Here is a 25,627-nt window from a genome sequence, read left to right as displayed (position 1 = left end):
AACCATGCAAAACAGATCCATCGAACTGGCGCTTTTGGGTGTGCTCGCCCTGCTCTGGGGCTCGTCCTACATGTGGATCAGCCTGGCGCTGCCATCGTTTCCGCCTGCGACGCTGATTGCCATCCGTGTGTCTCTTGCTGCGCTGGCGCTTCTGGCCATCATGGCTGCAAGGGGCATTCGCATGCCGCTGGACAGGCAAAACTGGAAGCAGTTCTTCATCCAGTCCCTGGTCAACAGCACAGGACCCTGGCTGATGCTGGCCTGGGGCCAGCAATATGCCGGGACGGCCGTCTCTAGCGTTCTGAATTCAACCTCGCCGCTCTGGGTCTTCGCCTTTTCGTTCCTGCTGCTGAACCATGGCGAAAGGCCAGGTGCCCGGCAACTCACCGGCGCCTTGTTCGGCTTTGCCGGTATCGTGCTGATCGTCGGTGTCGGTGCGCTTGAGGATATCGGCAGGAACCTTGTGCCGCAGCTTGTCGTCCTGTTCGGGGCTGCGCTCTATGGCATCGCGGCCCTGCGCGGCCGTGTCTTTGCGGGTCTGCCGCCGATTGTGCCGGCTGCGGGAACGCTCATCTGCGCATCGGTTGTTCTGGTCCCGGCAAGCCTCATCGTCGACCGGCCCTGGCAGTTGACGCCGGATACGACCGGCATCGTTGCCGCGCTGACGCTCTCGCTCGCGTGCACCGCGCTGGCATTTCTGATCTATTTTCGTCTGCTGTCGACCCTTGGGGCAATGGGAACGGCCAGTCAGGCTTATCTGCGCTCAGGCGTAGGTGTCTTTCTCGGTGTCGTGTTCCTGTCGGAGACGCTGGATCTGGAGACCTTTGCCGGAATTTGCCTTGCTATTTTCGGTGTTGTTCTGATCAACTGGCCACGTGCGGTGAAGCGTCAAGACGTTTCGGCTCCAGTATCTGCCGCCAAGTAAGAGGGCATTCGGCCGGCAGGAAACTGGGCGGCCCGATCCGTGCGCATGGTGGCAGAGACTTGCGAGGAGGTGTCCATGAGTGTCCTGACCGTATTCGAGGCCGGTTCCAGGCCATCGCGACGTGCAAATCCGGATTATTTCACTGGAACGGTCTGGCAGGACCCGGTGATCGAGGCGCCCGCGCCAGCGCGCGTGCGTGCATTGCGGGTGACGTTCGAACCGGGAGCACGTACCCACTGGCATACTCACCCGCTCGGGCAGACCCTTCAGATACTGGAGGGGGCAGGTTTTGTGCATCTGTGGGGGCAGGAGAAACTGTCGATACTGCCAGGTGATGTCATCTGGATCCCGCCTGGCGTCAAACATTGGCATGGTGCCGGACCGAACACGTCACTTGTCCATCTGGCCATACAGGAAGAGCAGGACGGTGCGACGGCGGAGTGGCTCGAACCGGTCGATGAGGCCACTTACGCCGGTGGCCTTCAGGCAAGGCGTTGAGCACCCGGTGCCGAAGTTGCCTCGTCTCCTCTCGGCGAATGCCTTGCGTTCATCCGCGGCACGGGGTGCCGGAGCATATTGTGCTTGCCGGCAGACTCTGGTCAAAAGGACCCATCCATTCATGAAGTGATTGCCCGATGAACATAGCCATTGTCGGGGCCGGGATCGGAGGACTGGCCACAGCCATTCTCCTGGAGCGTCTGGGCCACCGGATTTCCCTGTTTGAACAATTCCGCAAACCGGTTCCCATCGGTTCGGGTTTGATGATCCAGCCTGTCGGGCTTGAAGTCCTGGAGCTGGCTGGTGTCGCGGATGTAGTGCTGAAGCACGCAACACCGATCAAGCGTGTGCTTGGCAGGTCGTCGCAAACCGGCAGACGGGTTCTTGACGTGGACTATGGCGCAGTGCCGGGGCTTGGTATCCACCGGGCCGCGCTGTTTTCCGCACTTTATGAAAAGGTGCTGACCCGTGCGCTTTACTGGCACACGGATTGCCGGATCACCGGTCACCAGGACGGGAAACTGCGTTTCGCCGATGGCAGCTTTTCCGAGGCCTTCGACCTGATCATCGATGCGTCGGGCGCAAATTCGGTTCTGTCGCCGCTGAAAGCGCGCGCACTGTCGTTCGGTGCGATCTGGGGAACTGTCGACTGGGTTTCCGGCGGTCTGCCCGAGGATCATCTTTCCCAGCGCTATCGCGGTGCAGACCACATGATTGGTGTGTTGCCTGTCGGCCTCATGCCGGGACAGGACCGGCGGAAGGCCGCGTTCTTCTGGTCACTTCGCCAGGACGCTTATGAAGACTGGCTCAAGGGCGGGCTGGCAGCCTGGAAGGACACGGCGCTGTCGATCTGGCCCGATGCCGGCCCCTTTCTGGAGCAGATCACGGATCCGGAGCAAATGACCATGGCGCGCTACAGCCATGGCACCTTGCGCCAGCCCTGGGGTGACAGGATTGCCTTTGTCGGCGATGCCGCCCACCGGGCGAGCCCGCAGCTCGGGCAGGGCGCGAACATGGCTCTGCTGGACGCTGCCGCCCTGGCAAAGGCATTGGAGACCCTGCCGCTTGACCAGGCTCTCCCTGCCTACGGCAAGGCCAGACGTTGGCACGTGGGTGTCTATCAGGCGTTCAGCGCGATGTTCACGCCGGCCTATCAAAGTGACAGCCGGTTGCTGCCCTTTTTGCGCGACAATGTGCTGTTTCCTGTCAGCCGGATCCCCCCCGTTCCATCGGTGCTGTCGCATCTGATCTCGGGAACGCTTGTGCCACGCGGTATTTGACCCAGTCTATTTGCCCGCCCCGAGCGGCAATCTGACGTCGGCCTGAAGACCGCCTTCCGGACGGTTCTTCAACTCGATCCGGCCGCCATGTGCATGGATGATCGAACGGGTGATCGCCAGACCCAGACCGATGCCGCCTGTTTCTTCGCTGCGGGATTCTTCAAGCCTGACAAAGGGTTCGAAGACGTCCTTCAACTTTTCTTCGGGAATGCCGGGACCCTTGTCGGTGATGCGGATGATGGCTTCGCCGGCGGATCTTGCCGCGTGGACCGAGACGCCGTCTCCGTAGCGGATCCCGTTCTCTATCAGGTTCCTCAAGGCCCGTTTCAAGGCCACCGGACGGCACGGAAGCACGATGCGTTCTTCCGTTTCAACGGTGCATTTGTGGCCAAGGTCCTGCTGGTCGCCTGCAAGTGCCTCCAGGATCGCACCAAGATCGGCGTTTTCCGCTGTTTCCGCCTGGGCGTCGTCCCTGGCGAAACGCAGCGCGGCTTCCGTCATCGCGGCCATTTCTTCCAGGGTTTCGATCATCTTGTCGCGGTTTTCCTCGTCCTCGATGAACTCGGCCCGCAGGCGCAATGAAGTTATCGGGGTTCTGAGATCGTGACTGATGGCGGCCAGCATCCGTGTGCGGTCCCTGACAAACCGTGTCAGACGGTCCTGCATGTCGTTGAAGGCGTTCGTCAGCGAGCGGACTTCGCTCGGCCCGCTGGGTGTCAGTGGCTTCTGTTGTTCGCCGCGGCCGAACTTCTCGGCAGCCACGGACAGTTCCTTCAAGGGCCGGGTCACTCGGCGGACGGCAAAACCGATAATGAGCACCATCAGCAGGGCCGTGATCGACAGCTGCACGACCAGAGGCAGAAAATCGCCGGCTGGCGGGCGATAGCTGGTGGCGACATTCAGCCAGCGCCCGTCACTCATCTGGATAGACAGCGACAGGTCTTCCGGCTTGTTCATGATCTTGCGCAGTTTCGAAGGGCGTTCGTGCCGCGGCTCGTCGCGCCACTTCGGATGATCATCGTCGTCTGCCTCGCGGCCACGCGGTCCACGTTTTTCGTCGGCAAGAATGTTGAGATGCACAGTCTGGCCGTGTTCCAGCCTTTCGGCCATGTAGCCCTGCAGGCGTTTTTCGAAGCGCGAGTTGCCGGGCGCCGGTGCCAGCGGCTTGTCGCCAAGCCAGAACACTGCGAACCGGCTGCTGCTGGCCACAAGGATCCTGTCCTGCAGGTTTGCAGGTGTATCTTCCATCAGCTCCGCCAGGGAAACAGCGCGCGACAGAAGGTTGTCACGGGCCGCCGCCACGAGCGCGATGCGCCGCTCGTCCTGGAAGATCCAGATGCTGAAGGCCTGTGCCGCGACGATGGCTGCGAGCAGCAGAATGATCAGCTGCGAGGCGAGGGTGCTCGGCCAGAGACGGGACAGGATCGGGCGAGGCGTCGGACGTGTCGTCATTCGGCCGTGTCTCTCACTTCCGCGGTGAACATGTAGCCGCCGCCCCAGACGGTCTTGATGAGTTTGGGGTCTTTCGGATCGATCTCGATCTTGCGGCGCAGACGGGAGACCTGGTTGTCGATGGACCTGTCGAAGACAGCGGGCGTCCGGCCGGTTGTCAGGTCCATCAGCTGGTCGCGGTTCAGCACCATTTTCGGACGTTTGAGGAAGGCGCACAGCAACTGGAATTCGCCGCTGGAAAGGGCCACGGAAGTCCCTTCCGGGTCCAGAAGCTCTCGACGCGAGACATTCAGCGACCAGCCGTCGAAATGAAGCCTGTCGTGCTCGATCGGATCGCGTTCCTTCGGCACAAGCGATGTACGGCGCAGAACCGCACGAATGCGCGCGAGCAGTTCGCGGGGGTTGAAGGGCTTAGTAACATAATCGTCGGCACCGATTTCCAGACCGATCACCCTATCCGTGTCGTCTGCCATCGCGGTCAGCAGGATCACGGGCATGGAGCCGGTTTCCACCAGATGACGGCACAGGGACAGTCCGTCCTCGCCCGGCATCATGATATCCAGCACGACAAGATCGATGGACGCTGCCTTTAGGGTCTTGCGCGCCTGTGCGGCATTTTCCGCCACGGTTGCGCGCAGTCCGTTCTTGACGAGGTAGCGCGCAAGGGTTTCGCGGATGTCGCGGTGATCGTCCACCACCAGGATATGCGGGCTCGGATCGCTCAAGTGTCTCTCCAATCTGGCCTGCCGGGAATGGTCTCAAACCGGCCGGGCGCTGTGATCCTACTGTTTCTAAGGTAAAAATAGTCTCCGGAACGCGCTAGCGCGACCGTAACTTGTAACAAAGTGTGTCGCAGTGCCCATCCGGGACAGATGGCGACACTTCGGGCCCATTCGGACGGTATTCCTGCGACAATTGCTGCCTACCTTCAGCTCATCAACGAACCAAGGAGTTGTTGGAATGAAACCGTTCAAGAAGATTGCAATTGCCGCCCTGGCTGCGAGCGTCGCGGGTACCGCGCTGACGGCCGGCCTGTCCGCTTCCGCCCAGAACGCGACTGCAAACCAGGACGGGGGGCAACAAATTCAGCAGGCCGACGGACAGCGTGTCGCGCTTATGGATGGGCGCGGTGGTCCGGGATACGGCTTCGGCCGGGGTCATGGCATGCGCGGTGGCAAGGAACGCGCCGAGCGGCTGTTCGAACGTTTCGATGTCAATGAAGACGGTGTCATCACCAAGGCTGAAATCGAGGAAGTCCGGACGCAGGAGTTCACATCGGCCGATGCAGATGGCAACGGCGAGATCAGTCTGGAGGAATTCAAGGCCGAATTTCTCACCCGCTCCAATGACCGCATGGTCAGGGCATTTCAGTTCCTCGACCGTGACGGCGATGGCACTGTAACCCAGGAAGAAGCGGATTTTCTTGCCAATCGCATGTTCAACATGATGGATCGTGACGGCAACGGAACCGTTGAACGTGTTCGCGGTCCGCGTGGCCCTATGGCCGACGATGACGACGATGATCGTGGCCCGCGTGGCGAAAGAGCAGAGCGTGGAGAGCGCGGAGAGCGAGCCGAGCGCGGCGGCCGTGGTGAGCACGGCTGGCGCGGTGGACCGCAAATGAGACAAGGTGGACACCGCATGGGTCGTGGTGGTCACGGCGGCCCGGGAGGCATGTTCCTGGGCATGTTCGACACCGATGTGGACGGCAAGGTGAGCCGCGAGGAATTCGATGCAAGGCGCGGTGAATTGTTTGCTCTGGCCGACACCGACGGCAACGGCTCGTTCACGCTTCAGGATTTCGGTCCGCTGTGGCTTTCGATCAACGAGAACCGGGTGGTCGACATGTTCCAGCGTGCCGATGCCGACGGCAGCCTCGGGATTACCGCGGAAGAACAGAGCAAACACCAGGACCGCATGCTGGAGCGCGCCGACCGCAACAACGACGGCGTGATCACCAAGGCGGACTTCAAGGGTGGCCGGAAAGGTGGCCATGGTCCGGACAAAGGCCACGGCTGGAAGAAAGGTCACGGCCATGGTGATGGCGAAGGTCGTGGTCAAGGTCAAGGTCAGGGATGGGGTAAACACCACCGCGGCTGATCTGGCGCAGAACACCTGAAAAACTCCGGCCGATCACACCGGCCGGAGCCGTTTCCCACCCCCGGCGGCCCACCCCGCGCACGGGAAACGGATAAGGGAGCCGTCCCTCGCGGCTCCCTTTTTTTGTCGGTTCGGGTTTAGGGTAACTTCAAGAAATTTCGGCAATAGTCGTTCCGGTTTTCAAGGGGGACAGCATGGCCAAACCGACGTTGAATGAATTCGTGACTGCCAGAATAGCAGCGGGACATCTCAGTGAGGATGATGTCATCAACGTACGCCGCTACGTTTACGGCGACATGGCCGTGTCTGTTGAAGAGGGGGAAGCTCTTTTTCGGCTGAACAATGCCGACATCACCTATCACGACACCTGGTACGAACTCTTTCCCGAAGCCATCCTCGATATCCTGGTGCACCAGGCAAAACCCGAGGGCTATGTATCGGAGGACAAGGCTGCCTGGCTGGTCACCCAGATCATGGCGGACGGTCATATCTGTGGCAAAACCGAGCTGGACGCCGTGCTGCATGTGCTGGAAAAAGCCCGCGAAGCACCGGAAAGTCTCGAACAGTTTGCACTGCGGGCTGTGGCGGACAGCGTGATTTCGGGGAAAGGTCCGACGCGCTCGGGCCTGGACCTCAAGCCCGGCGTCATTGCCGAGGCTGAAGTGGAGCTGCTGCGCCGGGTGCTCTATGCCGGTGCCGGCAGTCGCGGCGTTGCCATTTCGAAGGCTGAAGCCGAGGTACTGTTCGATCTCAACGACGCGACAATAGAGGCGGAAAATGCTCCCGGCTGGTCGGAGCTCTTTGCCAAGGCGGTCGCCAATTACATGATGGCGATGTCCGGTTTCACGCCACCCTCCCGCAAGATTGCCCTCGAGCGTGAAAACTGGCTGGAACAGCCCGGCGGATTTGAAGGTGGGCTCGGCGGATTTTTCAAGAAGATGTTCAGCGGTGGTGTCGGCGGCATTCGTGACGCCTATGGCGACACGCCTGACCCGTTCACCGCCCGCGGAAACGAGATGCTTGCGGAGATTGCCGCCAATGAGGTGGTGACGGAAGACGAAGCCAGTTGGCTGGTGGAGCGCATTGGCCGCGACGGTCTCCTGCATGAAAACGAGAAGGCCCTGCTGCGGTTCATCCGGGAAGAAAGCCCGAACATTCATCCCTTGCTCCGGCCATTGCTGGAGAAAGTTTGACCGGGTACCAGGCCGGCCAACGTTTTTTTGTTCCATCCCGGCTTCTTGGCACGTCGTCAATATTGCAAGGATGCCGCGGTCCGGTTACCTGAAGGTTGTCGAAAAAGGCGTGACCGGTTGGGCCTGTCGCCCGGGTAAGCCCCGGTCCCTTCACACGTGAAGGCTTTGTTCGGCCAGGCGGCATAAACGCCGTCCGTCAAGAACCCCCGACTGTGGCGGCGGAGATGCCGTCCCTTCGCGTTTGCGAAGTCGAGGGAGCATGTCATGACGATCCCATTTGAAACGCAGGTTTCCACGCGCCCGATCGGGTACTGGATCCGCTCTGCCGATAGATGTCTTACCAAGGCGATCGAGGCCATCCAGTTTGACCTGGGGCTTGAGCGAGCCGACTGGCAGGTGCTCAATACGCTTGCCGAAAGTGCAGCAGGAATGTCGTTTGGCCGGCTGAGACAGACCTTTGATCCCATGCTGGAGGTAAGGGACCTGCACAAGGTTCTGATCAGTCTTGCAGACCGGCGGCTTCTTCGGTCCGAGGAAGATTTCTGGCGGCTTACGGACAAGGGCAGGGACGTCCACAGAAGCGCGATGGAACGCCAAACCGCCTTGCGGAGAAAGGCGATGCAGGGAATCTCCGAGGCTGATTACAGCCTTGTGGTGAATGTTCTGGCCAGGCTCGTCAGCAATTGCCACAGTCCAGAAGACACTTGAATGGAGACGCGAACCTCTGCAAGTTGCCGTTGCCACTGGCCAAACGGCCAGCCGAACCAGATGGAGCCGGACATGACGCAAGAGACTTTTTCACTCAAGGGGACATGCCGTTGTGGTCACACGAGCTTCGAGGTTTCCGCGCCGCCGCTGATCACCTGTGCCTGCCATTGCAGAGGGTGCCAGCAAATGAGTTCCAGCGCCTATTCCCTGACTGCGATCATGCCGGCGCCCGCGTTCAAGGTGACCGAAGGTACGCCGGTCAAAGGGGGATTGCAGGGACCTGAGGCGGATCATTACTTCTGCCCGGACTGCAAGACCTGGATGTTCACGCGTATTCCCGGGTACGACGAAATCGTCAATGTCCGCTCGGTCCTGCTCGACGACCTCCACTGGACAGAACCTTTCATGGAAACAATGACTGCCAGCAAGTTGCCTTGGGCGGAAACGCCTGCAAGGCACCGTTATGAAGGCTTTCCGCCGCCGGAAGACTTCATGAAGCTGATGGGCGAATTCGCCGCCCACCAGCTGGCAACCAGATAGCAGGTCGGCCAGGTCAGATTTCCTCGGCAACGTCGATCCGGTTGCCGTCCGGATCGGCGAAGACGAAGGCTCTGAGGCCGTAGTCCTTGTTCTGGAGGCGCTTGACGATGCGCAAACCATGGCGCTCGCAGGCCCGGCAGGCGGCGTCAGCGTCGGACACCATGATGTGGGCCTGATTGAATGGCGGAGCCCGGTAGCCTTTCTGGAGTGTCAGGTGCAATTCGGCCTCGTCCTTCTTCAGGATCATGAAGCCAACCGGACTGCCGTTTTCGAACACTTTTTCCAGGCTGAAGATTTCCCGGTAGAGTGTACGGGAACGTTCAATATCGCTGACGCCCAGTGTTGCGGCGATGCGGCCGAGCCGCAGCTGCGAGGAAGTGTCGGTGGTCATGGCTTACCCTTCTGTTTTCAATGACGGACAGCAAGGCAACCGGTCGGTGCCGGTGAGAACCCGCTTATCCGCAATCTCAGGGCGGTGCCTGTGTGGGAACGGCTTCCGCTCAAGCGGAAGCCGAACGGTTTTCTAGTCAAGGCCGTAAATGCCGGCAATGTCGTGAAGCATCAGCTTTGCAGCCAGAATGCCACCGGCGGTGTTCCAGATCGCATCGCTGACCTGATGCACCTTGCCCGCCTTGACGGCGGACAGGGACTGCCACAACGGATCGGCAAGCACTTCTTCTTCCAGAGACGTGCCTTTGCCATCGCCCGTGTCATAGGTGAAATAGAAGATCCGGTCGCCGTCCATATCCGGAATGCTCTCCTTGCCGGTGCGGATGGCAAATTCTTCCACATTCTGGTTCGCCGGCCGGTGAAAGCCGATGTCTTTCAAAAGCACACCGGAGAAACTGTCGAGCTGATAGATGCGGATCTGGCCGGGCACGAAACGGATCACGGAAACTTCCTCGTTGAGGTGGTCACCAAGTTTCTCGCGAAGGTCTGCGACTGAAGCATCGTAATCGGCGATGGCTGCATCCGCTTCCTGCTCCTTGCCGAGTGCTTCGGCATAGAGGCGGAAGTTGATTTTCCAGTCACCACGAAGCTCCTTGGACATGACGGTCGGGGCGATTGCAGTCAGCTGCGGATAGATTTCCTCGTGCCGCTGCTTGTTTGCCAGGATCAGGTCGGGCTCCAGAGCTGCGATCAGTTCCAGGTTCACCGCGCTTTCCTTGCCGACAGGTCCTGCTCCGTCCATGGCATCGGAAATATGGTCCCACCAGGGATCGCCATTCCAGGAATTGGCCGCGCCCACCGGCGTCACTCCCAGTGCCAGCAGCGCTTCCGTGCCTTCATTGGTAAGGACGACAATCCGTTTCGGGGCGTCCGGAACCGTGACGGTGCCCATGCTGTCGGTGACATCGCGAGCAATCGCAGGGGCTGATGCCAGCATTGCAAACAGCGGCAGGGCGCACAGCAGGCGTGACCAGATCTTCATTAGAATGACTCCAAAAAGTTGAATATTTGCCTCCAGTATTAAACCCGTGTATGGACGGGCCGTTGATTTGTCAATCGGAGGGGAGAGGGCGCATGAGGCGGCCGGCGATTGCATTGTGTCTGGCGCTGTGCGCGGCTGTCATTTTCAGCCTGCATGCCGGATTGACCTTCTATGCGCCTCATACGGTCCTTTCCGCGCTCTTGGGGGGGGAGGGCGCAGATGCGCTGATCGTGACGACGTTGCGTCTTCCAAGAACCGCGATCGGGGTGGTTTGCGGGGCCTCTCTCGGCCTTTCCGGCCTGTTGATGCAATCGGTTACGCGCAATCCGCTGGCTGAACCGGGACTGCTCGGGGTCAATGCAGGCGGTGCGCTGTTCGTGACCTTCGGGGTGACAGTCTTCGGCGTGGCAAGCCTTGCCGGTATCGGCACGGCAGCAGTGATGGGCGCGCTGGCGGCAACGGCCCTGGTTTTTTCGATTTCAGCGTCCACTGGCGGTGCAGGCAATCCGGCAACCACGTTGCTGGCCGGATTTACCGTCGCCGCGCTGCTGGCGTCCTTCACGCAGACCTTGCTGCTGATCGACGAAAGCGCTCTTGAGACACTGCTGTTCTGGCTGTCGGGCAGTTTTTCCGACAGGCCTATAGGGTTGTTGCAACTCGGGTTGCCGTCGCTTGCCATCGGGGTCGCAGGCAGCCTTCTTCTGGCAACACCGCTGGATGTGCTGCGCCTCGACGATGCCAGTGCCCGGTCTGTGGGTGTCAATGTTGGCGCGGTCCGATCGACGGCGCTCGGGCTTGCTGCCCTGCTTGCGGCGGGCGCGGTGGCGATGGCGGGGCCGGTGCTGTTTCTGGGGCTGGTTGCGCCGCATCTTGCCCGTCGCCTGACCGACGGCGCCCTGCCGTCGACACGGCAGTTGATCGTGCTTTCCCTTCTGACCGGTGCCCTGATCGCAGTCCTTGCCGATATTCTTGCGCGTATTGTGGTTGCGCCCGGTGAAGCGCCGATGAGTGCCGTTCTTGCGCTTGTCGGTGTGCCGATGCTGGTACATCTGCTTCACAGGCGGAAAGGGCTGGCAGCGTGATGGCAGGCGCATTTCCACTTTTCAGGCTGCTGCCGGTCATGCTGCTCGTGTTTGCGTTGACGCTGGCAGCAACGGGCATCGGGTCCAGCTTCATGCCGCCGGAACGTGTTGTCGCGGCGCTGGCCGGGCAGGGCAGCCGCATGGATGAAGTAATCGTCTGGACCCTCCGCTTGCCCCGTGTTGCCCTTGCCATACTGGCCGGAGCGGCGCTTGCCCTTGCGGGTGCCTTGCTGCAGCGGGTCGTGCGCAATCCCATGGCGTCGCCCTCGGTTCTGGGCATTACCGACGGCGCGGCGGTTGGCGTCGTGCTGTTCTTGTGGCTTTTTTCCGATCAGGCGAACAATCTGACAGTCTCCATTCACTGGCAGCCTCTGGCCGCCATCGCCGGGGCGGCCGTCTTCGGTGCCCTGGTGATCGCATTGGCATCGCTCGATCGGGCAGGCAGCAAGCCGCTGAAGATCATTTTGTACGGTATTGCCCTGGCGGCACTCGCAAAGGCCGCGGTCACGCTGTTGATTATTCTCGGGCCTGTCTACAGGGCAAGTCAGGCACTGACCTGGCTGACGGGCTCGGTTGGTGCAGCCCACTGGCAGGACGTTCTGGCGGTCGGTCTCGGCCTTGTCGCAATCATCCCGGTGTTGTTGTGGCAACGGCTCACACTGCGGCAACTCGTACTTGATCCTCAAAGCGCTGCCGTGACCGGTCTGTCGCTGGACAAGGCCCAGTTCTGCCTGCTGGCAGTTGCCGTTTTCCTGACGGCCATCGCAACGGCCCATGTCGGTGCCATCGGTTTTGTCGGTCTGGTCGCGCCGCACGTCGCACGGATCTTCCACGGTCAGTTCAGGTCCGGTTATCTGGTTTCCGTGGCTCTGACCGGGAGCTTCCTGGTGCTGGCAGCCGACACGCTGGCCCGGATCATCGCTCCGCCGCTGGAATTGCCCGCAGGCGCGTTGACTGCGCTCGTCGGTGCGCCGCTGTTTCTCTATCTGCTTGTAAAAGGACGGCAATCCCATGCCTGACACTTTGGCCAGTCTCGATCGTGTCAGTGCCGCATATGACGGCGCCCTTGCGCTGAACGAGGTCTGTCTCGACCTGCCCGACGGCAGGATCATCGCCTTTTGCGGACCGAACGGCAGCGGCAAATCGACGGCCCTGAAAGTGATGCGCGGTCTGCACCGGCCGGATGCCGGCAATGTGGAAATCGCAGGCAGGGCGCTTGGCGACTGGTCCCAGAAGGATCTTGCGCGCCAGGTCGCCATGTTGTCCCAGTCGCCCGATGCACCGTCGGATCTTTCGGTTGAGGATCTGGTGCTGATGGGGCGGTTTGCGCATCGAAGCCGGTTCGGCGGGCCATCTGCAGCGGACAGGGCTGCCTGCGACCGTGCGCTTGAAATCACCGAAATGGCCGAGCTGAAATCCCGGGCTCTCGCCCAGCTTTCCGGCGGGCAGCTGCAACGTGCCTGGGTTGCCATGACACTGGCGCAGGATGCGCCCAGGATCTTCCTGGACGAGCCGACCAACCATCTGGATATTGCCCATGCGTTTGAGTTGCTGGACCTCGTCAAGCACCTGAGCCGCTCCGAGGACCGAAGCTTCGTCATTGTCCTGCATGATCTCAACATGGCCATGCGCTACGCCGATCACGTTGTGCTGTTCGAAAAGGGACGGATCGCCGCCAATGGGCCGACAACGGAAGTGCTGACGGAAGCGACCGTCTCTTCCGTATTTGGCATCGCCTGCAGGATTATGCCCCTGGACGGGTTGGAACGACCAGTCATCGTTTCCTGGGGCAAGGCCACCGGGGCGGGCGTTTCCGGCCTGTCGTCCGACAAAATGCGCAAAATCTGCACATAGGCTGACAAAGGCCTGCAAGCGGGCTTGGCACAACAGGTGCCATGACCCGCCTGGCAACCTCTTCCCCGACCTCACTGGCCTTCCTCCTGGCCTCGCTGATCCTTGCCTATGAGCCGCTACGCTGGCTGGTCGGCACATGGACTGACCCGTCCTACCCATCGACCGGCGCGCTCTATCTGATCGCGGTGGCAGCCCTGGTGCTCTGGTCGATGACGAGCCCGGTTCGGCAGAATTCGATCGGGCACCGGCAAATGGCAGTGCTGCTCCTGTTGGGGGCGGCGTTGATCCGGCTGGCAAGCCAGGTTCTGGCGATCAACGTGGTCGGCGGGTTGGCGCTGGCAATTGATGTCTTCGCGCTGGCGACCCTTTTGCGGACAGGGGAGAGGCAGCGTGCCGTTTCCCCCTTCTGGCTGTCCGTCCTGTTTCTGTTCACTCTGCCGGTCGAGCGCATTCTGCAACGGCTGCTCGGCTATCCGCTGCAGGAACTGTCGGCCAAGCTTTCCTGCAGCGGTCTCGGCCTCTTCTTTTCGGACCTCTCGTGCTCAGGCATCCGGATCGGTCTTGCCGGCAAGGACGTTCTGGTGGACCTGCCTTGCTCGGGCACATCCGGGCTGATGCTCGCCATGGCCTTCCTGGTCATCCTGACTGCGCTATACCGGCCAAACCTGCTGACTGCCGTGCTCTGGATTGGCATCACGCTCGGGCTGGCTCTGATAGGCAATTCTCTGCGCATCGCTTTGCTTGCCGTCGGCATTGCCTATCCGGAAAGTGTCCTTGAGGCCGATGTCATGGCGCAGCCGCTCCACGACATTATCGGTTATCTGACGCTTCTTTTGTCGATGGCACCGGTGCTGGCGTTTTACAAGCCACGTCCCGCTGAGTGGCGAGCTGCCCAGGCTGTCTTCAGCTTGCCGGTGATGTCGCGGCCCTTGCAGAAGATGTCTGCTCTGGTGTTCCTGAGCCTTGCCTTGTTCATCGTCAGCCTGCCGCGGCACGCGCTTGATGTTTCTTCTTCGACCAGGCCGCAGCCATTGCCATTGACACTGGCGGGTGAGGTCGGTGTCGACGAGGCGCTGTTGCCGATCGAGGAGCAATACTTCCTGCAATATGGTGGGCACGCCCAGAAGCGGCGCTACGGGCCGATGGCACTGACGCTGGTGCACACTTCTTCGCCGCTGCGCCATTTGCACGCCCCGGACGATTGCCTGCGCGGGCTCGGCTTCGACGTGACCTTTCTCGGCAGCCGTTTCGAACCGGTTCCGACAGCGCTCTACCGGGCCCGTTCGAAAACCGGAGGTGACTGGCGCGTTGCCGTCACCTTTACCTCCAGCACCGGCGAGACGACCCACAACATCGCCGAGGCGATCTGGCTGTGGCTGAAACGGCCCGGCACCACCTGGACCAGCATTCAGCGAATTACCCCGTGGACACTAGACGAGCCGCAACGCGCCGCCTTTGAGGCCGCCGCAGGGGCTGCGCTCGATCTCAACACCCGCACGTCCGGTATTTTCCCTGCCCAAAAGGAGAAACGCATATGACGTTCCTGTCCCCATTGGCGTCTGCCAGTTCTCTAAAACCAACTCTGAAAGCCACTTTGGCAGCCTCGCTGGCCATCGTCTTTGGCACACTTTCAGCGCTGCCGGCTTCAGCCGAGCCAGATCTCGACGATCTGTCCGGCACCGTGGTTGCCACTGCCGGTGGCAAGGAGATCCATCTGCCGCTTCTGAAGGCCGACTACAAGGTCGAGGTTGAAGGCGATGTTGCCCATGTGGAACTGACGCAGACCTTCCTGAACCCGACCAAGCTGCCGCTCGATGCGACCTACCTGTTTCCGCTGAACCAGAAGGCGGCCATTCACGCCATGCGGATGGATCTCGACGGCGAGACCATCGTGGCGCGGATGAAGAAGAAGGAAGATGCCAAGGCAACCTTCGAGAAGGCGAAACGGGAAGGCAAGGCCGCTGCCCTTCTGACGCAGCACCGGCCCAACATGTTCACCCAGGATATTGCGCATCTGATGCCCGGTCGCCCGGTGAAGGTGACCCTGGAATACGCCCAGACCGTCCCCAAGATCGACGGCGCCTATGAGCTGGTAATGCCGATGGTGGTGGGGCCGCGTTACGAGAGGCTGGGCGCGCAAGCCGCCCTGAAGCATTCGCAAAACATCGCGGACAAGAGTGTGCCGGAGGACGACAGTCCAGGATACGGCGATACCGAATATGCGAGCGATGAACCCGTCTCTGCGAAACCTGCTGCCTTCAAGCACAGTGAAACAGTCTCCGGCTGGCAGATTGACAAGCTTCCGGCCTATCCGGAGGTCATCGGGCAGAATGCTCCGAAGGAAATCGATCCGAGGCGGGTGTCGCTGGAACTTGCTCTCAAGGCACCAATGCCTGTCTCGCGGCTGTCGAGCGATACCCATGCACTGGAGGTTTCAAGCCAGGGCGAAATGCGGACAGTCCGCTTCAAGTCCGGCAGGGCCATCGACAATCGGGATTTCGTTTTGCGTTACGAGCTTGCCGCACAGGGCGATGTTGCTGCCGGTGTCTCGTCCCGGTACGAAGCCGATGGCGGGGGCTATTTTTCGCTGCTGATCGAGCCGCCGAAACTGCCGGCTGAAGATATGATTGGCCAGCGTGAGCTTGTCTTCGTGCTGGATACATCCGGGTCCATGAGCGGGCAGCCGATCGAAGCGAGCAAGACCTTCATGACGGCAGCGATCAGGTCTCTGCGCCCTGATGACTATTTCCGCATCCTCCGCTTTTCCAATAACACTTCCCAATTTGCCGGAAATGCCGTTCTGGCAACGGAGCGAAACAAGCGGCAGGCCTTGAAGTTCGTGGCTGGCCTTTCGACCGGTGGTGGGACGGAAATCAACCAGGCCGTAAACACCGCCTTCGATCAGGTGCAACCGGAAAACACCACACGCATCGTTGTCTTTCTGACCGACGGTTATATCGGCGACGAGGCGACCGTGATCTCGAGTGTCGCGAGCCGTATCGGCAAGGCGCGTATCTATGCCTTCGGCGTCGGCAACTCGGTCAACCGGTTCCTGCTGGATGCGATGGCCACAGAGGGCAGGGGCTATGCCCGCTATGTGGCTTTGGGAGAAGATGCGGGCGAAGCGGCGGAAAGCCTTGCCGCGAACCTGAAGACACCGCTCCTGACAGACATCGCCATCGACTGGAACGGTCTCAAGGTTGAGGGACAGAGCCCGGCCCGGACACCTGATCTGTTCGAAGGCGGCTCGGTGCGCGTGATGGGGCGATACGCTGCCGGTGGCAAGCACACGATTTTCATCAACGGTCTGGTCAACGGACATGCTGCCAGACTGCCGCTTGAAATCGACCTGAAGTCTTCTGTCGATGGCAGCTCGGTTTCCAGCCGGGCCCTGCCGCTGATCTGGGCACGCGAGCAGATTTTCGACAAGGAGCGCGCCTATACGATCGGTGGCAGCACCGACACGCAACTGAAGCAGGAAATCGTCGATCTGGGCCTGACCTATTCGCTTCAGACCCGGTTCACGTCCTTTGTCGCCGTCTCTGAAAATGTGGTGAATGGCACACCGTCGACGGCCTCTCACCGAAACGTGCCCTTGCCGCAGGTTGCAGGCGTTTCGACCAACGCCTATCCGTCCTTGAATCTTTCCGGCAGTTCCGCGCCGGAGCCGGAAGGCATATTGGGTGTGATGCTGGTCCTCCTGGCTGTGGCTGCCCGGTTCCGGCTTCAACTGGCAAATAGTTTCCGCAAGTTGCGGGAAAGGGTTCGCGGGTTCCGGTCACGCGATGAGGAAGCTGCGTCTGGCGAGCTGGATCCTGCCTTGCCCCGCACGTTGCGCCGGGATGGTTGGTGGCTGGAAACCTGATCCGTGCTTCGCTATTGGTAACGCTCCCGCAGGCAACTGCGGGAGCCATTTTTCGGGAAGAGACATTTGCCAGGTCAAACCATTCTTGTTGTCGATGACGACCCGCATATCCGGGACGTCATCTGTTTCGCGCTTCAAAAAGCGTCCTATGTGTTCGAAGTTGCCGCTGACGGGAAGGAAGCGCTCGACAAGGCGCTTTTATGCAATCCGTCCCTGATCGTTCTGGATATCGGCCTGCCGGAAATGGACGGGCTGGATGTCTGCCGGCATCTGCGCCGCACGTCGGAAGTGCCGATCCTGTTTCTATCGGCACGCGATGACGAGATCGACAGGATCGTCGGCCTTGAACTGGGCGCCGATGACTATGTGACCAAACCTTTCAGCCCGCGCGAACTGATCGCCCGCGTCGGCGCGATCCTTAAGCGCTACGGCGCCCCCGCGGCTGCCGAAATGGTTGAAGACTTACCTGCGCTGCGTTTCGGTGCAGTCGAACTTGACCGGTCGCAGCGCCATGTGACAGTCGATGGAACACCTGTCACGCTCACGGCCATCGAGTTCGATATCCTGGCTACCCTGCTGGCCCGGCCGAAGATCGTCTTTACCCGCGAGCAGATCCTCCAGAATGCCTACCGGGATAATATCCACGTCTCCGATCGCACCATCGACAGCCACATCCGCAACATCCGCGGCAAGCTTGGTACCGCTGGATGCGGCGATGCCATCGAGACCGTGCACGGCGTCGGGTTCCGACTTGGGCCCTGCCGGGTCGAGAATGGAAACGGCGGATGATCCTGTCGCGCACCTTCCGAGACAAATGGCGTCCGCCGCTGTCGCTCGTGGTGGCGGGTGTTCTTGGCATTATGCTGCTGGTGCCTCTCGCAGGTGTCGCCTTCTTTCGCGTCTATGAAAACCAGCTCATCGAGACGACAGAAGCGGAGCTGATCGGGCAGTCGGCGGCAATTGCCGCGGCAATGGCGCAGCGCCTTGAGGAGATCGGTGGCGCCGACCTGCCTTTGGGGCCGGAAGTTGCGAAGGCTACGGAGGTGCCCGGCAGTCGCAGCATCTATCTGCGGAACCCGGGCGGAAGCTGGACGCCGCAACTTCCGGAACTCGATCTGACACGCACGAATGTCTTGCCCGGAAGAGGGGCGCCACGGCCGGCTGCCGAACCACCACTTCTCGAATATCTGAGTGCCGGACAAGCCGTGGACCGCATCCTGCAGGAAACTCAGAAGAAGACCCTGGCCGGATTCCGGGTGCTGGATTTCAATGGCGTGATCATCGCCGGACGTGAGGATATCGGCCTGTCGCTTGCCCATGTGGAGGAGATCAAAAGAGCGCTTTCGGGACATTATGCCAGTGCGCTGCGCGAGCGCATCGTCGACAACCCGCAGCCGATCTATTCCATCAGCCGGGGAACCAGCGTTCGCGTTTTTGTCGCGATGCCGATTATCGTGAGCGACCGGGTCGCGGGCGTTGTCTATGCCTCGCGAACACCCAGCAACATTCTCAAGGAAATGTTCGTTAAGCGCGAGGCCGTCTTCTGGGTCGTGGTCTTTGTGCTGGCTGCGACTTTTGTCGTCGGTTTCATTTTCGCGCGCGCCATCACCGGACCAATCAAGGCACTGACACGGCGTTCTCTGGCGATCGGTAATGGCGAGCGGGAGGCATTGGTGCCGCTTGCCATTCACGGCAACCGCGAGATCCATGCGCTTTCAGAAAGCATGCTGGACATGTCGCGCAAGCTGTTCGATCGGAACGACTATATCTCCACCTTCGCCAACCACGTGACTCACGAGTTGAAGACGCCGCTGACCTCTATCCAGGGTGCGGCGGAGCTGTTGAAGGACGAAGGGGCAGAGCTGAGCGAAGCGGACAGGGAGAAGTTCCTGGGCAATATCCTGCACGATACCGAACGTGCCTCGAAGCTCTTGAACCGACTTCGAGATCTCGCCCGGGCCGACAGCGTCGAGATCGGCGGGAGTTGTCGGCTGAGCGAAGTTGCCACCGCGCTCAGGAGACGCTTCGAAGGGCTGGAAATCGACCTGTCCGGCGAGGCGGATCTGCCTATGTCGGCGGAAAACGCCCGGATCGTTTTTGAAAACCTGATCGACAACTCCCGCCGCCACGCCGCGTCCAGGGTGTCGATTGTTGCCGTGCCCGACGAGAAAGGCCTGACGGTTCAGGTGCAAGACGATGGCGAGGGCATTTCCGAAGGCAATCAGGACCAGGTCTTCGAACTCTTCTTCACCACCCGGCGGCAAAGCGGGGGCACCGGCATGGGGCTTGGCATCGTCCAGGCGCTCCTGAAGGCCCATGGTGCAGCGATCCGACTGCTGCCGGGTGCCGGTGGCGCAACCTTCGAACTCTTCTTTCCGGTGAGGTCGCCTGCCATTAGTCCGGCCAGCGGGAGCTGAACACTGCGGCCAGATGATCGAGCAGTGCACGCACACGGCGGGTCAGGTGCCGGTTGGGCGGGTAGAGTGCATAGAGGCCGAACGTGTCGGTCTTGTATTCCGGCAGCACGCGCTCAAGCCGTCCGTCCGCCAGGGCGTCCTCGATGGCATAGAGCGGCGCGATTGTGAGGCCGAGACCGCCCATTGCCATACGGGCCAGGGCTCCGGGAGAGTTGGAGCGGACGGCACCATGCAGCCGAATGACCTGCTCTTCGTCCCCGGAATGAAACCGCCAGGTGTTGAGTTCGGTCTGATTGCTGTCGACAAGGCAGACATGGGTTGAAAGGGCTCTTGGGTCCTGCGGTCTGCCGTGCCGCTTCAGATAATCCGGTGAGGCACAAAGAACCAGCGGCATGCCGGCCAGCTTGCGAGCGATCAGGGTGGAATCCCGCAAGGCTCCGATGCGGATCGCCAGGTCGAGGCCTTCCTCCACCAGGGCAAGCCGGTGATCGGTCAGGCGCATATCCACCTCGACATCCGGATGCTTGCGCAGGAAAGGGACAAGCGCCTCGCTCAGCCTCGTGCTGCCGAAGCCGGTCGGGGCCGTCAGCCTGATCTGGCCGGCCAGGGCGCCCTGACGTTCACGCACAAGCGAATCCAGATCATCGATCTGCTCCAGGATCGGCCGGCAATGTTCCAGATAGGCAGCGCCGACGTCGGTCAGGGACACACTGCGCGTGGTCCGGTTGAAAAGCTGGGTCTTCAACTGGCCTTCCAGATGCTGGACATATTTGCTGACAAGTTTGGTCGACAGGCCCAGCCGTCGCCCCGCGCTTGTGAAGGACCCTTCCTGCGCGACGGCGATGAAGGCTCGCATGGTTTCGATCTTGTCCATCACTATTGTCCTCGGCGGATCCTGCTCTCGTCAGCTATTTATCCCCTACTTGTACATAATCATTGAATGAATTCGAAGATTATCTCCATTCAAGTCAGGAGGCATATTGCAGGCAGCGGACCGGACCAAGACGCTTCGGCCGCAGGAAGATCCTTCAAGGCAAGAGGAAGCTGGCGATGTCCAACGCAATCAAGATCCACCGTTTTCCGCTCTCCGGTCACTGCCACCGGGTGGAACTCTTTTCCAGCCTCACCGGCATCAATTACGAGCTGGTCGAGGTCGACCTGGCCAATGGCGAGCACAAACGCGATCCGTTTCTGAAACTCAATCCGGTGGGCCTGGTTCCGGTCATCGAAGATGGTTCGACCGTGCTCTCTGACTCCAACGCGATCCTCGTCTACCTGGCACGCAAATATGCGCCGGACTGGCTGCCGACAGATCCGTATCTGGAAGCGGAAGTTCATCGCTTCCTGGCCTTTGCCGCCGGTGAACTTGCCAGCGGCCCGGGTGCGGCGCGGTTGATCACGGTCTTCGGACGGCCGCTTGATCCGGAACGCGCGAAGTCTGTCGCCAAGGTGGCTTTCGATAACCTGGAAGCCCATCTGGACGGCCGCGAGTGGCTCGTTGGCGACCGGCCGACGATCGCCGACATCGCCATCTACAGCTACACGGCGCATGCGCCGGAAGGCAACGTCTCGCTCGAACCCTATCCGCGCATCCGCGGTCTTTTGAAGCGCATCGAGGACTTGCCGGGCTATGTGGCCATGCCGGCGACCAAGGCAGGCCTTGCCGCGTAACGTTTCCCCGAACTGCAGGTCCTTGCGAGCAAGGGCCTGCGTCTGGCGTTCTCGAAGGTACCGAGAGGATTTGACGATGGCTGAGATCGATGAGACTGCAAACCGGACGGTCATCCCTTCTCCGTTTCATGACGGCGAACGCCAGGTGCAGGAACGACTTGGCGACAGGGACGTAGAGCGTTGGGCGCGTGGTGCCATCCGCGGCTTCATGCCGGATCAGCATCGGGCCTTCTTCGAGGACCAGCCATTCATGATCGCCTCGGCACGCGATGCTGCCGGTCGCCCCTGGGCGACAGTGCTGGAGGGCTGGCCCGGATTTGTACGCTCACCCGATCCCGCGTCGTTGACGATTTCAGCGCGTCCTGTCGCAGGAGACGCCCTGGCAGAGGCATTTGTCGAAGGCGCGGATGTCGGGTTCATCGGGATCGAACTTGCGACCCGGCGGCGCAACCGCGTCAACGGGACAGTCGCGTCAGCAGGGGCCGACGGTTTCCGGTTTGCTGTCGGGCAGTCGTTCGGAAATTGCCCGCAATATATCCGGGCACGGGATGTGCGCTGGAGCACGGAAGCTGTCTCGGGAGAAGCAGTTCGTGGATCGCGTTTGAGTGCGACGCAATCGGCGTGGATCAGGTCCGCCGATACGTTCTTCATCGCAACCGGCTACCGGGGAGAGGGCGAAGACGAGGCCTTCGGCATGGACGTGTCTCACCGGGGCGGTGAACGCGGCTTCGTGCATGTTCTGGATGATCGCCGGCTGATCTTCCCCGACTATGCGGGCAACAGGTTCTACAACACGCTCGGCAACATTCTGGCGGATGCGCGAACAGGGCTGTTGTTCCTGGATTTTGCAAGCGGCAGCCTGTTGCAGGTGACCGGCCGGGCAACGATCGTTTGGGATGCGGAAGAAGTGGCGAAAGTGCCTGGTGCACGTCAACTCGTGTCCTTCGAGGTCGACGAAATCGTTGAACTGACGTCGGTCTTGCATTTGCGCTGGCAGAAAGAAGCATCGGCAATCCGGTCGTTGCGGCTCGCAGAGAAAATCCGGGAAAGTTCCGATGTGACGTCGTTTGTGTTCGAGGCTCGCGACGAGGGAGCTTTGCCTTCGTTCAAGGCCGGTCAGCATTTGCCGATAGAACTCAGCCTTCCTGCCGGCCATGGCAAGATCCAGCGAAGCTATTCGTTTTCCGGCGATCCGTCCGAAGGCCGCTATCGAATATCCGTGAAGCGCGAGCCGAACGGACTTGTCTCGCGTCTCCTGCATGACGTGCTTCAGGTTGGCGGATACATAGACGCTGGAAGGCCGGCTGGCGATTTTGCGTTGCCGGAGACGAAGGACCCGGTGGTGCTGGCAAGTGCGGGCATCGGCATCACGCCGCTCCTGAGCATGCTGCATCATCTGGCTGGTGAGGACGGGAGCCGTCCCGTGTGGTTTGTCCAGAGTGTCAGGGATGGCGATCATCATCCCTTCCGGCAGGAAGTCGAAAGCCTGACGGCGGGGAGGCCGAACATTCGGCACGAGATCCGTTATAGCCGCCCACAGCCTTCGGACGTTTCAGGTCAGGATTATAATTCGGTCGGCCGGATAACGGCACAAGAGCTGCTGGACTTGTCACCCACACTGCAGACGCAATACTTCCTGTGCGGTCCGTCTGCCTTCCTGGCTGATCTGAAGTCCGGGCTGGAACAGCTCGGTGTTTCGCAGGAGCGGATCCACTTCGAAGCCTTCTGAGGGCGATCCGGGCGTATCAGTCCGGTCGTTAATCTTCCGGGGTGAAGTCGACATGGATATGGTTGCCGTCCGGGTCCCAGACGTTGATGGCAACCGTCCCCGTGCCGGGCTGAACGGAGCGGCGATAACGTTCGCCGCGTTCGTTCAGTCTTGCTTCGAAAGCTTCCAGACCGGAAGCGGTAAAGGCGAAATGTTCCAGTTTCAGCTTGGCTTCGGATCCGGTTGCTTCCGGCCCCTCAACACCGACCAGATGAATGGCTGCATCGTTACCCGCGTAGAGCCAGGCACCTGGAAAGGGAAAATCGGGACGTGGTCCGGGTTCCATCCCGAGAATGTCGCCATACCAGGCGATCAGTTCGTCGAGCCGCGTGGTGCGAAGATTGACGTGGTCTAGCTTTCCGATCTTCATGCGCTGGCCTTTCCCGAGCGGTCCGTTTGGTCCGGTAAGTGGTGATTTGTTGTCTGACCCTCGAGGGCTGGCAAGTCAATGCCGGTCGGCATCCAAGACACCGGGCAAGGCACCGCGAAACGCCTGCCGGGACTGTCACAATTTTTAGCAAATAGTTAAGGTCGGGCAAGGCTTTCGGTTCTGAAGACCATTCGTCCGGTTCAGCGTGAAAAAAACCTTCTGCAACTGAAAATTTCCTATTGCATCGGGGGGCGAACGGGCGCATATACGCCTTGCCCAAATTCGCACGTGCCCGTGGTCGTCCATGGGATGTTCAACAAGACATCTCTTAAGGGGCCGCTGCCAGACAATCCGCCAAGGGGCGGGGCAGTTGAGATCCGGACGGCTTAAAGCAACGACGTAAGAGGGCTTTTTTGGTCTCTGCCGGGGTTTCCAACCTCCGGCGTCACTGAAGAGGCACTTGTTACATCATTGCCCGACGTGCGGTTCGGTTCTCCCGATCCAATCAACGGCATTTCCCGACGCGGGAAAGCTTTGTGCTGCTTGGCAGTCGCATAGCCCAACCGTCGCTGCAGTCAACCCGGCCTCCGGTTCCATCCCGGGGGAGGCCCGGTGCGCATTGCAGCACCCTGCGACGTGAACGCAGCGCGCACGCCAAGGATTAGCGCGCCTGCGGCTGAGATTGAGAAAGAGGGGAGCCCCCCAATGAGCGACCGTATCCGCGATTTCCTCCGCCGACGTGACGAAGATGGCCCGTGCGTTGTTGTCGATCTCGACATCGTGCGCGACAACTTTGAAGCTTTTGCCAAGTCCCTGCCGGACACCTCCGTCTACTACGCAGTGAAAGCCAACCCGGCATCTGAAATCCTGTCGCTCCTGGAAAGCCTCGGCTCCTCCTTCGATTGCGCCTCCGTCGGCGAAATCGAAATGGTGCTGGCAACCGGCGCATCCGCCGACCGCATTTCCTACGGCAACACGATCAAGAAGGAGAAGGATATTGCGCGTGCCTATCAGTATGGCGTCCGCCTCTTCGCCGTCGACTGCGTCGAAGAAGTTGAAAAAATCGCCCGCGTTGCCCCTGGCTCCAAAATCTTCTGCCGCGTCCTGTGCGACGGTGTCGGCGCCGAGTGGCCGCTCTCCCGCAAATTCGGCTGCGACCCCGAAATGGCGCCCGACGTCCTCGAACACGGGCACCGGCTCGGCCTTGTCGCCCATGGCGTTTCCTTCCATGTCGGCTCCCAGCAAGCCAACCTCACGGCGTGGGATCTCGCTCTCGCCATGGCAGCAGGCGTTTTCCAGGAAATGGCGCTCCGCGGCATCGAACTGAAAATGGTCAACATGGGTGGGGGCTTCCCGACCCGTTACCTGAAGGACGTCCCGGGCGTTTCGACATACGGCGAAGCGATCTTCCAGGCGCTGTGCAAGCACTTCGGCAACCGTCTGCCGTCCACCATCATCGAGCCGGGCCGCGGCATGGTCGGCAATGCCGGCATGATCGAAGCTGAAGTCGTTCTGATTTCCCGCAAATCCGCAAACGACGAAGTGCGCTGGGTCTATCTCGATATCGGCAAGTTCCACGGCTTGGCCGAAACCATGGACGAGGCGATCCGTTATCCGATCCGCACCCCGCGCGACGGCGACACCACCGCACCTTGCGTGCTGGCCGGCCCGACCTGCGACAGCGTCGACGTTCTTTACGAAAAGACGCCGTACGAACTGCCGGTGAGCCTGTCCATTGGCGACAAGGTGCTGATCGAGGCCTGTGGTGCCTACACCACGACCTATTCCACGGTCGGCTTCAACGGCTTCGCGCCGCTGGCGTCCTTCGTCATCTGAGGCAAGTGCCATGATTGATATTGTGGACGCGGCGCCGGATCACACCGGCGCCCGCGAGGGTCTGCTTGACCTTTGTTTCGGCGAGGACCGCTTCAGGAAAACCTCCGAGCGTCTGCGTGAAGGCCGGCTTCCGGTCTTCGCATTTTCTGCAATCGACGAATCTGGCAAGCTCGTTGGCACGGTAAGGCTCTGGTCTGTGGCGGACCGCAACGGCTCGCAAAGCCTGTTGCTCGGACCCCTTGCCGTCGATCCGGCTTGCCGGGGACTGAAGGTCGGAGACCGCCTGATGCGGCACGCCCTCAACCAGGCTGCCGTGCTTGGCCATGGATCCGTGATCCTGGTCGGCGATCAGCCGTATTATACCCGCTTCGGTTTTGCTGCGGGCCTTCTCGACAAGGTCGGGATGCCGGGACCGGTGGACTATCACCGTTTCCTCGCACTGGAGTTCACTCCAGGGCACATTGACGGCCTGGAGGGTGTGCTTTCGGCATCCGGTGTACTGGATCCGATGGCAGTGCCGGCTGCCCGGGAAGACGTCTTCTCGGTTTCGCAAGCAATTTGAAGCTTTAGACTTGGAGACGGCGGCGAAGTTTTTCGCCGCCGTCTCTTGTTTTTTAAGCACAGGCTTGTTTGTTT

Annotated in this window: 24 protein-coding genes; 18 read left to right on the top strand and 6 right to left on the bottom strand. The window is 60.8% G+C overall.

Going from position 1 to position 25,627, the window contains the following annotated elements:
- Nucleotides 1-4 precede the first annotated feature (4 nt).
- The 3 genes from ACVDG9_RS15555 (at nt 5) to ACVDG9_RS15545 (ending at nt 2,703) form a co-directional block, all read left to right on the top strand.
- On the top strand, nt 5-925 hold the full coding sequence (locus ACVDG9_RS15555; protein ID WP_062488402.1) for a DMT family transporter: 921 nt from the start codon (nt 5-7) through the stop codon (nt 923-925).
- A 75-nt stretch (nt 926-1,000) separates the two neighbouring features.
- The gene (locus ACVDG9_RS15550) at nt 1,001-1,423 is read left to right on the top strand and encodes a (R)-mandelonitrile lyase (protein WP_023000917.1); all 423 of its coding nucleotides are present in this window, start codon (nt 1,001-1,003) and stop codon (nt 1,421-1,423) included.
- Nucleotides 1,424-1,560: 137 nt separating this feature from the next.
- Complete coding sequence (locus ACVDG9_RS15545; RefSeq protein ID WP_447238407.1) at nt 1,561-2,703, top strand: FAD-dependent oxidoreductase; 1,143 nt, start codon at nt 1,561-1,563, stop codon at nt 2,701-2,703.
- A 6-nt stretch (nt 2,704-2,709) separates the two neighbouring features.
- Here the strand turns inward: ACVDG9_RS15545 and ACVDG9_RS15540 are convergent, their stop codons facing one another.
- Together ACVDG9_RS15540 and ACVDG9_RS15535 are read right to left on the bottom strand one after the other, a co-directional pair.
- On the bottom strand, nt 2,710-4,155 hold the full coding sequence (locus tag ACVDG9_RS15540; RefSeq protein WP_023000919.1) for an ATP-binding protein: 1,446 nt from the start codon (nt 4,153-4,155) through the stop codon (nt 2,710-2,712).
- Complete coding sequence (locus ACVDG9_RS15535) at nt 4,152-4,880, bottom strand: response regulator (RefSeq protein WP_023000920.1); 729 nt, start codon at nt 4,878-4,880, stop codon at nt 4,152-4,154. Before ACVDG9_RS15535 ends, ACVDG9_RS15540 begins: the two co-directional genes overlap by 4 nt.
- Before the next feature lie 235 nt (nt 4,881-5,115).
- Here ACVDG9_RS15535 and ACVDG9_RS15530 point away from each other — a divergent pair, with 235 nt between their 5' ends.
- From ACVDG9_RS15530 to ACVDG9_RS15515, 4 genes are all read left to right on the top strand, one after another.
- Nucleotides 5,116-6,255, top strand: a complete 1,140-nt coding sequence (locus ACVDG9_RS15530) for an EF-hand domain-containing protein (RefSeq protein WP_447238406.1) — start codon at nt 5,116-5,118, stop codon at nt 6,253-6,255.
- 194 nt (nt 6,256-6,449) lie between these two features.
- Complete coding sequence (locus tag ACVDG9_RS15525; RefSeq protein ID WP_447238405.1) at nt 6,450-7,448, top strand: hypothetical protein; 999 nt, start codon at nt 6,450-6,452, stop codon at nt 7,446-7,448.
- Nucleotides 7,449-7,712: 264 nt separating this feature from the next.
- Nucleotides 7,713-8,156 (top strand): winged helix DNA-binding protein, encoded by a 444-nt coding sequence (locus ACVDG9_RS15520; RefSeq protein ID WP_447238404.1) that lies wholly within the window; start codon nt 7,713-7,715, stop codon nt 8,154-8,156.
- A gap of 72 nt (nt 8,157-8,228) precedes the next feature.
- The gene (locus tag ACVDG9_RS15515; RefSeq protein WP_031269258.1) at nt 8,229-8,696 is read left to right on the top strand and encodes a GFA family protein; all 468 of its coding nucleotides are present in this window, start codon (nt 8,229-8,231) and stop codon (nt 8,694-8,696) included.
- A gap of 13 nt (nt 8,697-8,709) precedes the next feature.
- Here ACVDG9_RS15515 and ACVDG9_RS15510 read toward each other — a convergent pair whose 3' ends face one another.
- Together ACVDG9_RS15510 and ACVDG9_RS15505 are read right to left on the bottom strand one after the other, a co-directional pair.
- Complete coding sequence (locus tag ACVDG9_RS15510) at nt 8,710-9,087, bottom strand: VOC family protein (protein WP_447238403.1); 378 nt, start codon at nt 9,085-9,087, stop codon at nt 8,710-8,712.
- A gap of 132 nt (nt 9,088-9,219) precedes the next feature.
- Nucleotides 9,220-10,128 (bottom strand): ABC transporter substrate-binding protein, encoded by a 909-nt coding sequence (locus tag ACVDG9_RS15505; protein ID WP_447238402.1) that lies wholly within the window; start codon nt 10,126-10,128, stop codon nt 9,220-9,222.
- A 92-nt stretch (nt 10,129-10,220) separates the two neighbouring features.
- On the opposite strand from ACVDG9_RS15505, the gene ACVDG9_RS15500 reads away from it, so the two are divergent.
- The 7 genes from ACVDG9_RS15500 to ACVDG9_RS15470 all read left to right on the top strand — a co-directional run bounded on the left by ACVDG9_RS15500 (nt 10,221) and on the right by ACVDG9_RS15470 (nt 19,346).
- Nucleotides 10,221-11,210, top strand: coding sequence for a FecCD family ABC transporter permease (locus tag ACVDG9_RS15500; protein WP_447238401.1), 990 nt, complete (start codon nt 10,221-10,223; stop codon nt 11,208-11,210).
- Nucleotides 11,210-12,229, top strand: coding sequence for a FecCD family ABC transporter permease (locus ACVDG9_RS15495; protein WP_208997690.1), 1,020 nt, complete (start codon nt 11,210-11,212; stop codon nt 12,227-12,229). The genes ACVDG9_RS15500 and ACVDG9_RS15495 overlap by 1 nt, the downstream gene beginning before the upstream one ends.
- Entirely contained in the window at nt 12,222-13,064 is an 843-nt protein-coding gene (locus ACVDG9_RS15490) for an ABC transporter ATP-binding protein (protein ID WP_168684120.1), read from the top strand. The genes ACVDG9_RS15495 and ACVDG9_RS15490 overlap by 8 nt, the downstream gene beginning before the upstream one ends.
- A gap of 41 nt (nt 13,065-13,105) precedes the next feature.
- Entirely contained in the window at nt 13,106-14,602 is a 1,497-nt protein-coding gene (gene xrtT, locus ACVDG9_RS15485) for an exosortase T (RefSeq protein WP_447238400.1), read from the top strand.
- Nucleotides 14,599-16,929, top strand: a complete 2,331-nt coding sequence (locus ACVDG9_RS15480; protein WP_447238399.1) for a VIT and vWA domain-containing protein — start codon at nt 14,599-14,601, stop codon at nt 16,927-16,929. The genes xrtT and ACVDG9_RS15480 overlap by 4 nt, the downstream gene beginning before the upstream one ends.
- A 66-nt stretch (nt 16,930-16,995) precedes the next feature.
- Nucleotides 16,996-17,718, top strand: a complete 723-nt coding sequence (locus ACVDG9_RS15475) for a response regulator (protein WP_447238398.1) — start codon at nt 16,996-16,998, stop codon at nt 17,716-17,718.
- A complete protein-coding gene (locus tag ACVDG9_RS15470; protein WP_062488415.1) occupies nt 17,715-19,346 on the top strand; it encodes a sensor histidine kinase in 1,632 nt (543 codons plus the stop codon). The genes ACVDG9_RS15475 and ACVDG9_RS15470 overlap by 4 nt, the downstream gene beginning before the upstream one ends.
- On the opposite strand, the gene ACVDG9_RS15465 is transcribed toward ACVDG9_RS15470, so the two are convergent.
- Nucleotides 19,324-20,220, bottom strand: coding sequence for a LysR family transcriptional regulator (locus ACVDG9_RS15465; protein WP_062488416.1), 897 nt, complete (start codon nt 20,218-20,220; stop codon nt 19,324-19,326). The two genes, ACVDG9_RS15470 and ACVDG9_RS15465, sit on opposite strands and share 23 nt — an antisense overlap.
- A gap of 176 nt (nt 20,221-20,396) precedes the next feature.
- Between ACVDG9_RS15465 and ACVDG9_RS15460 the strand changes: the two genes are divergently transcribed.
- Both ACVDG9_RS15460 and ACVDG9_RS15455 read left to right on the top strand, forming a co-directional pair.
- Nucleotides 20,397-21,017, top strand: a complete 621-nt coding sequence (locus ACVDG9_RS15460) for a glutathione S-transferase family protein (RefSeq protein WP_447238397.1) — start codon at nt 20,397-20,399, stop codon at nt 21,015-21,017.
- A 76-nt stretch (nt 21,018-21,093) separates the two neighbouring features.
- Nucleotides 21,094-22,746, top strand: a complete 1,653-nt coding sequence (locus ACVDG9_RS15455) for a pyridoxamine 5'-phosphate oxidase family protein (RefSeq protein ID WP_447238396.1) — start codon at nt 21,094-21,096, stop codon at nt 22,744-22,746.
- A 28-nt stretch (nt 22,747-22,774) separates the two neighbouring features.
- Here the strand turns inward: ACVDG9_RS15455 and ACVDG9_RS15450 are convergent, their stop codons facing one another.
- Nucleotides 22,775-23,155, bottom strand: a complete 381-nt coding sequence (locus ACVDG9_RS15450; protein ID WP_447238395.1) for a VOC family protein — start codon at nt 23,153-23,155, stop codon at nt 22,775-22,777.
- A 705-nt stretch (nt 23,156-23,860) separates the two neighbouring features.
- Between ACVDG9_RS15450 and ACVDG9_RS15445 the strand changes: the two genes are divergently transcribed.
- Nucleotides 23,861-24,991, top strand: coding sequence for a type III PLP-dependent enzyme (locus ACVDG9_RS15445; protein WP_447238394.1), 1,131 nt, complete (start codon nt 23,861-23,863; stop codon nt 24,989-24,991).
- 10 nt (nt 24,992-25,001) lie between these two features.
- Nucleotides 25,002-25,553 carry a GNAT family N-acetyltransferase gene (locus tag ACVDG9_RS15440; RefSeq protein WP_447238393.1) on the top strand — a complete coding sequence of 184 codons (552 nt, stop codon included), beginning with the start codon at nt 25,002-25,004 and terminating at the stop codon, nt 25,551-25,553.
- Nucleotides 25,554-25,627 lie beyond the last annotated feature (74 nt).

The sequence above is a fragment of the Roseibium sp. RP-7 genome, assembly GCF_053005225.1.
Note: the sequence above shows the minus strand (reverse complement) of the source record. Positions and strands in the feature narration are given on the sequence as shown.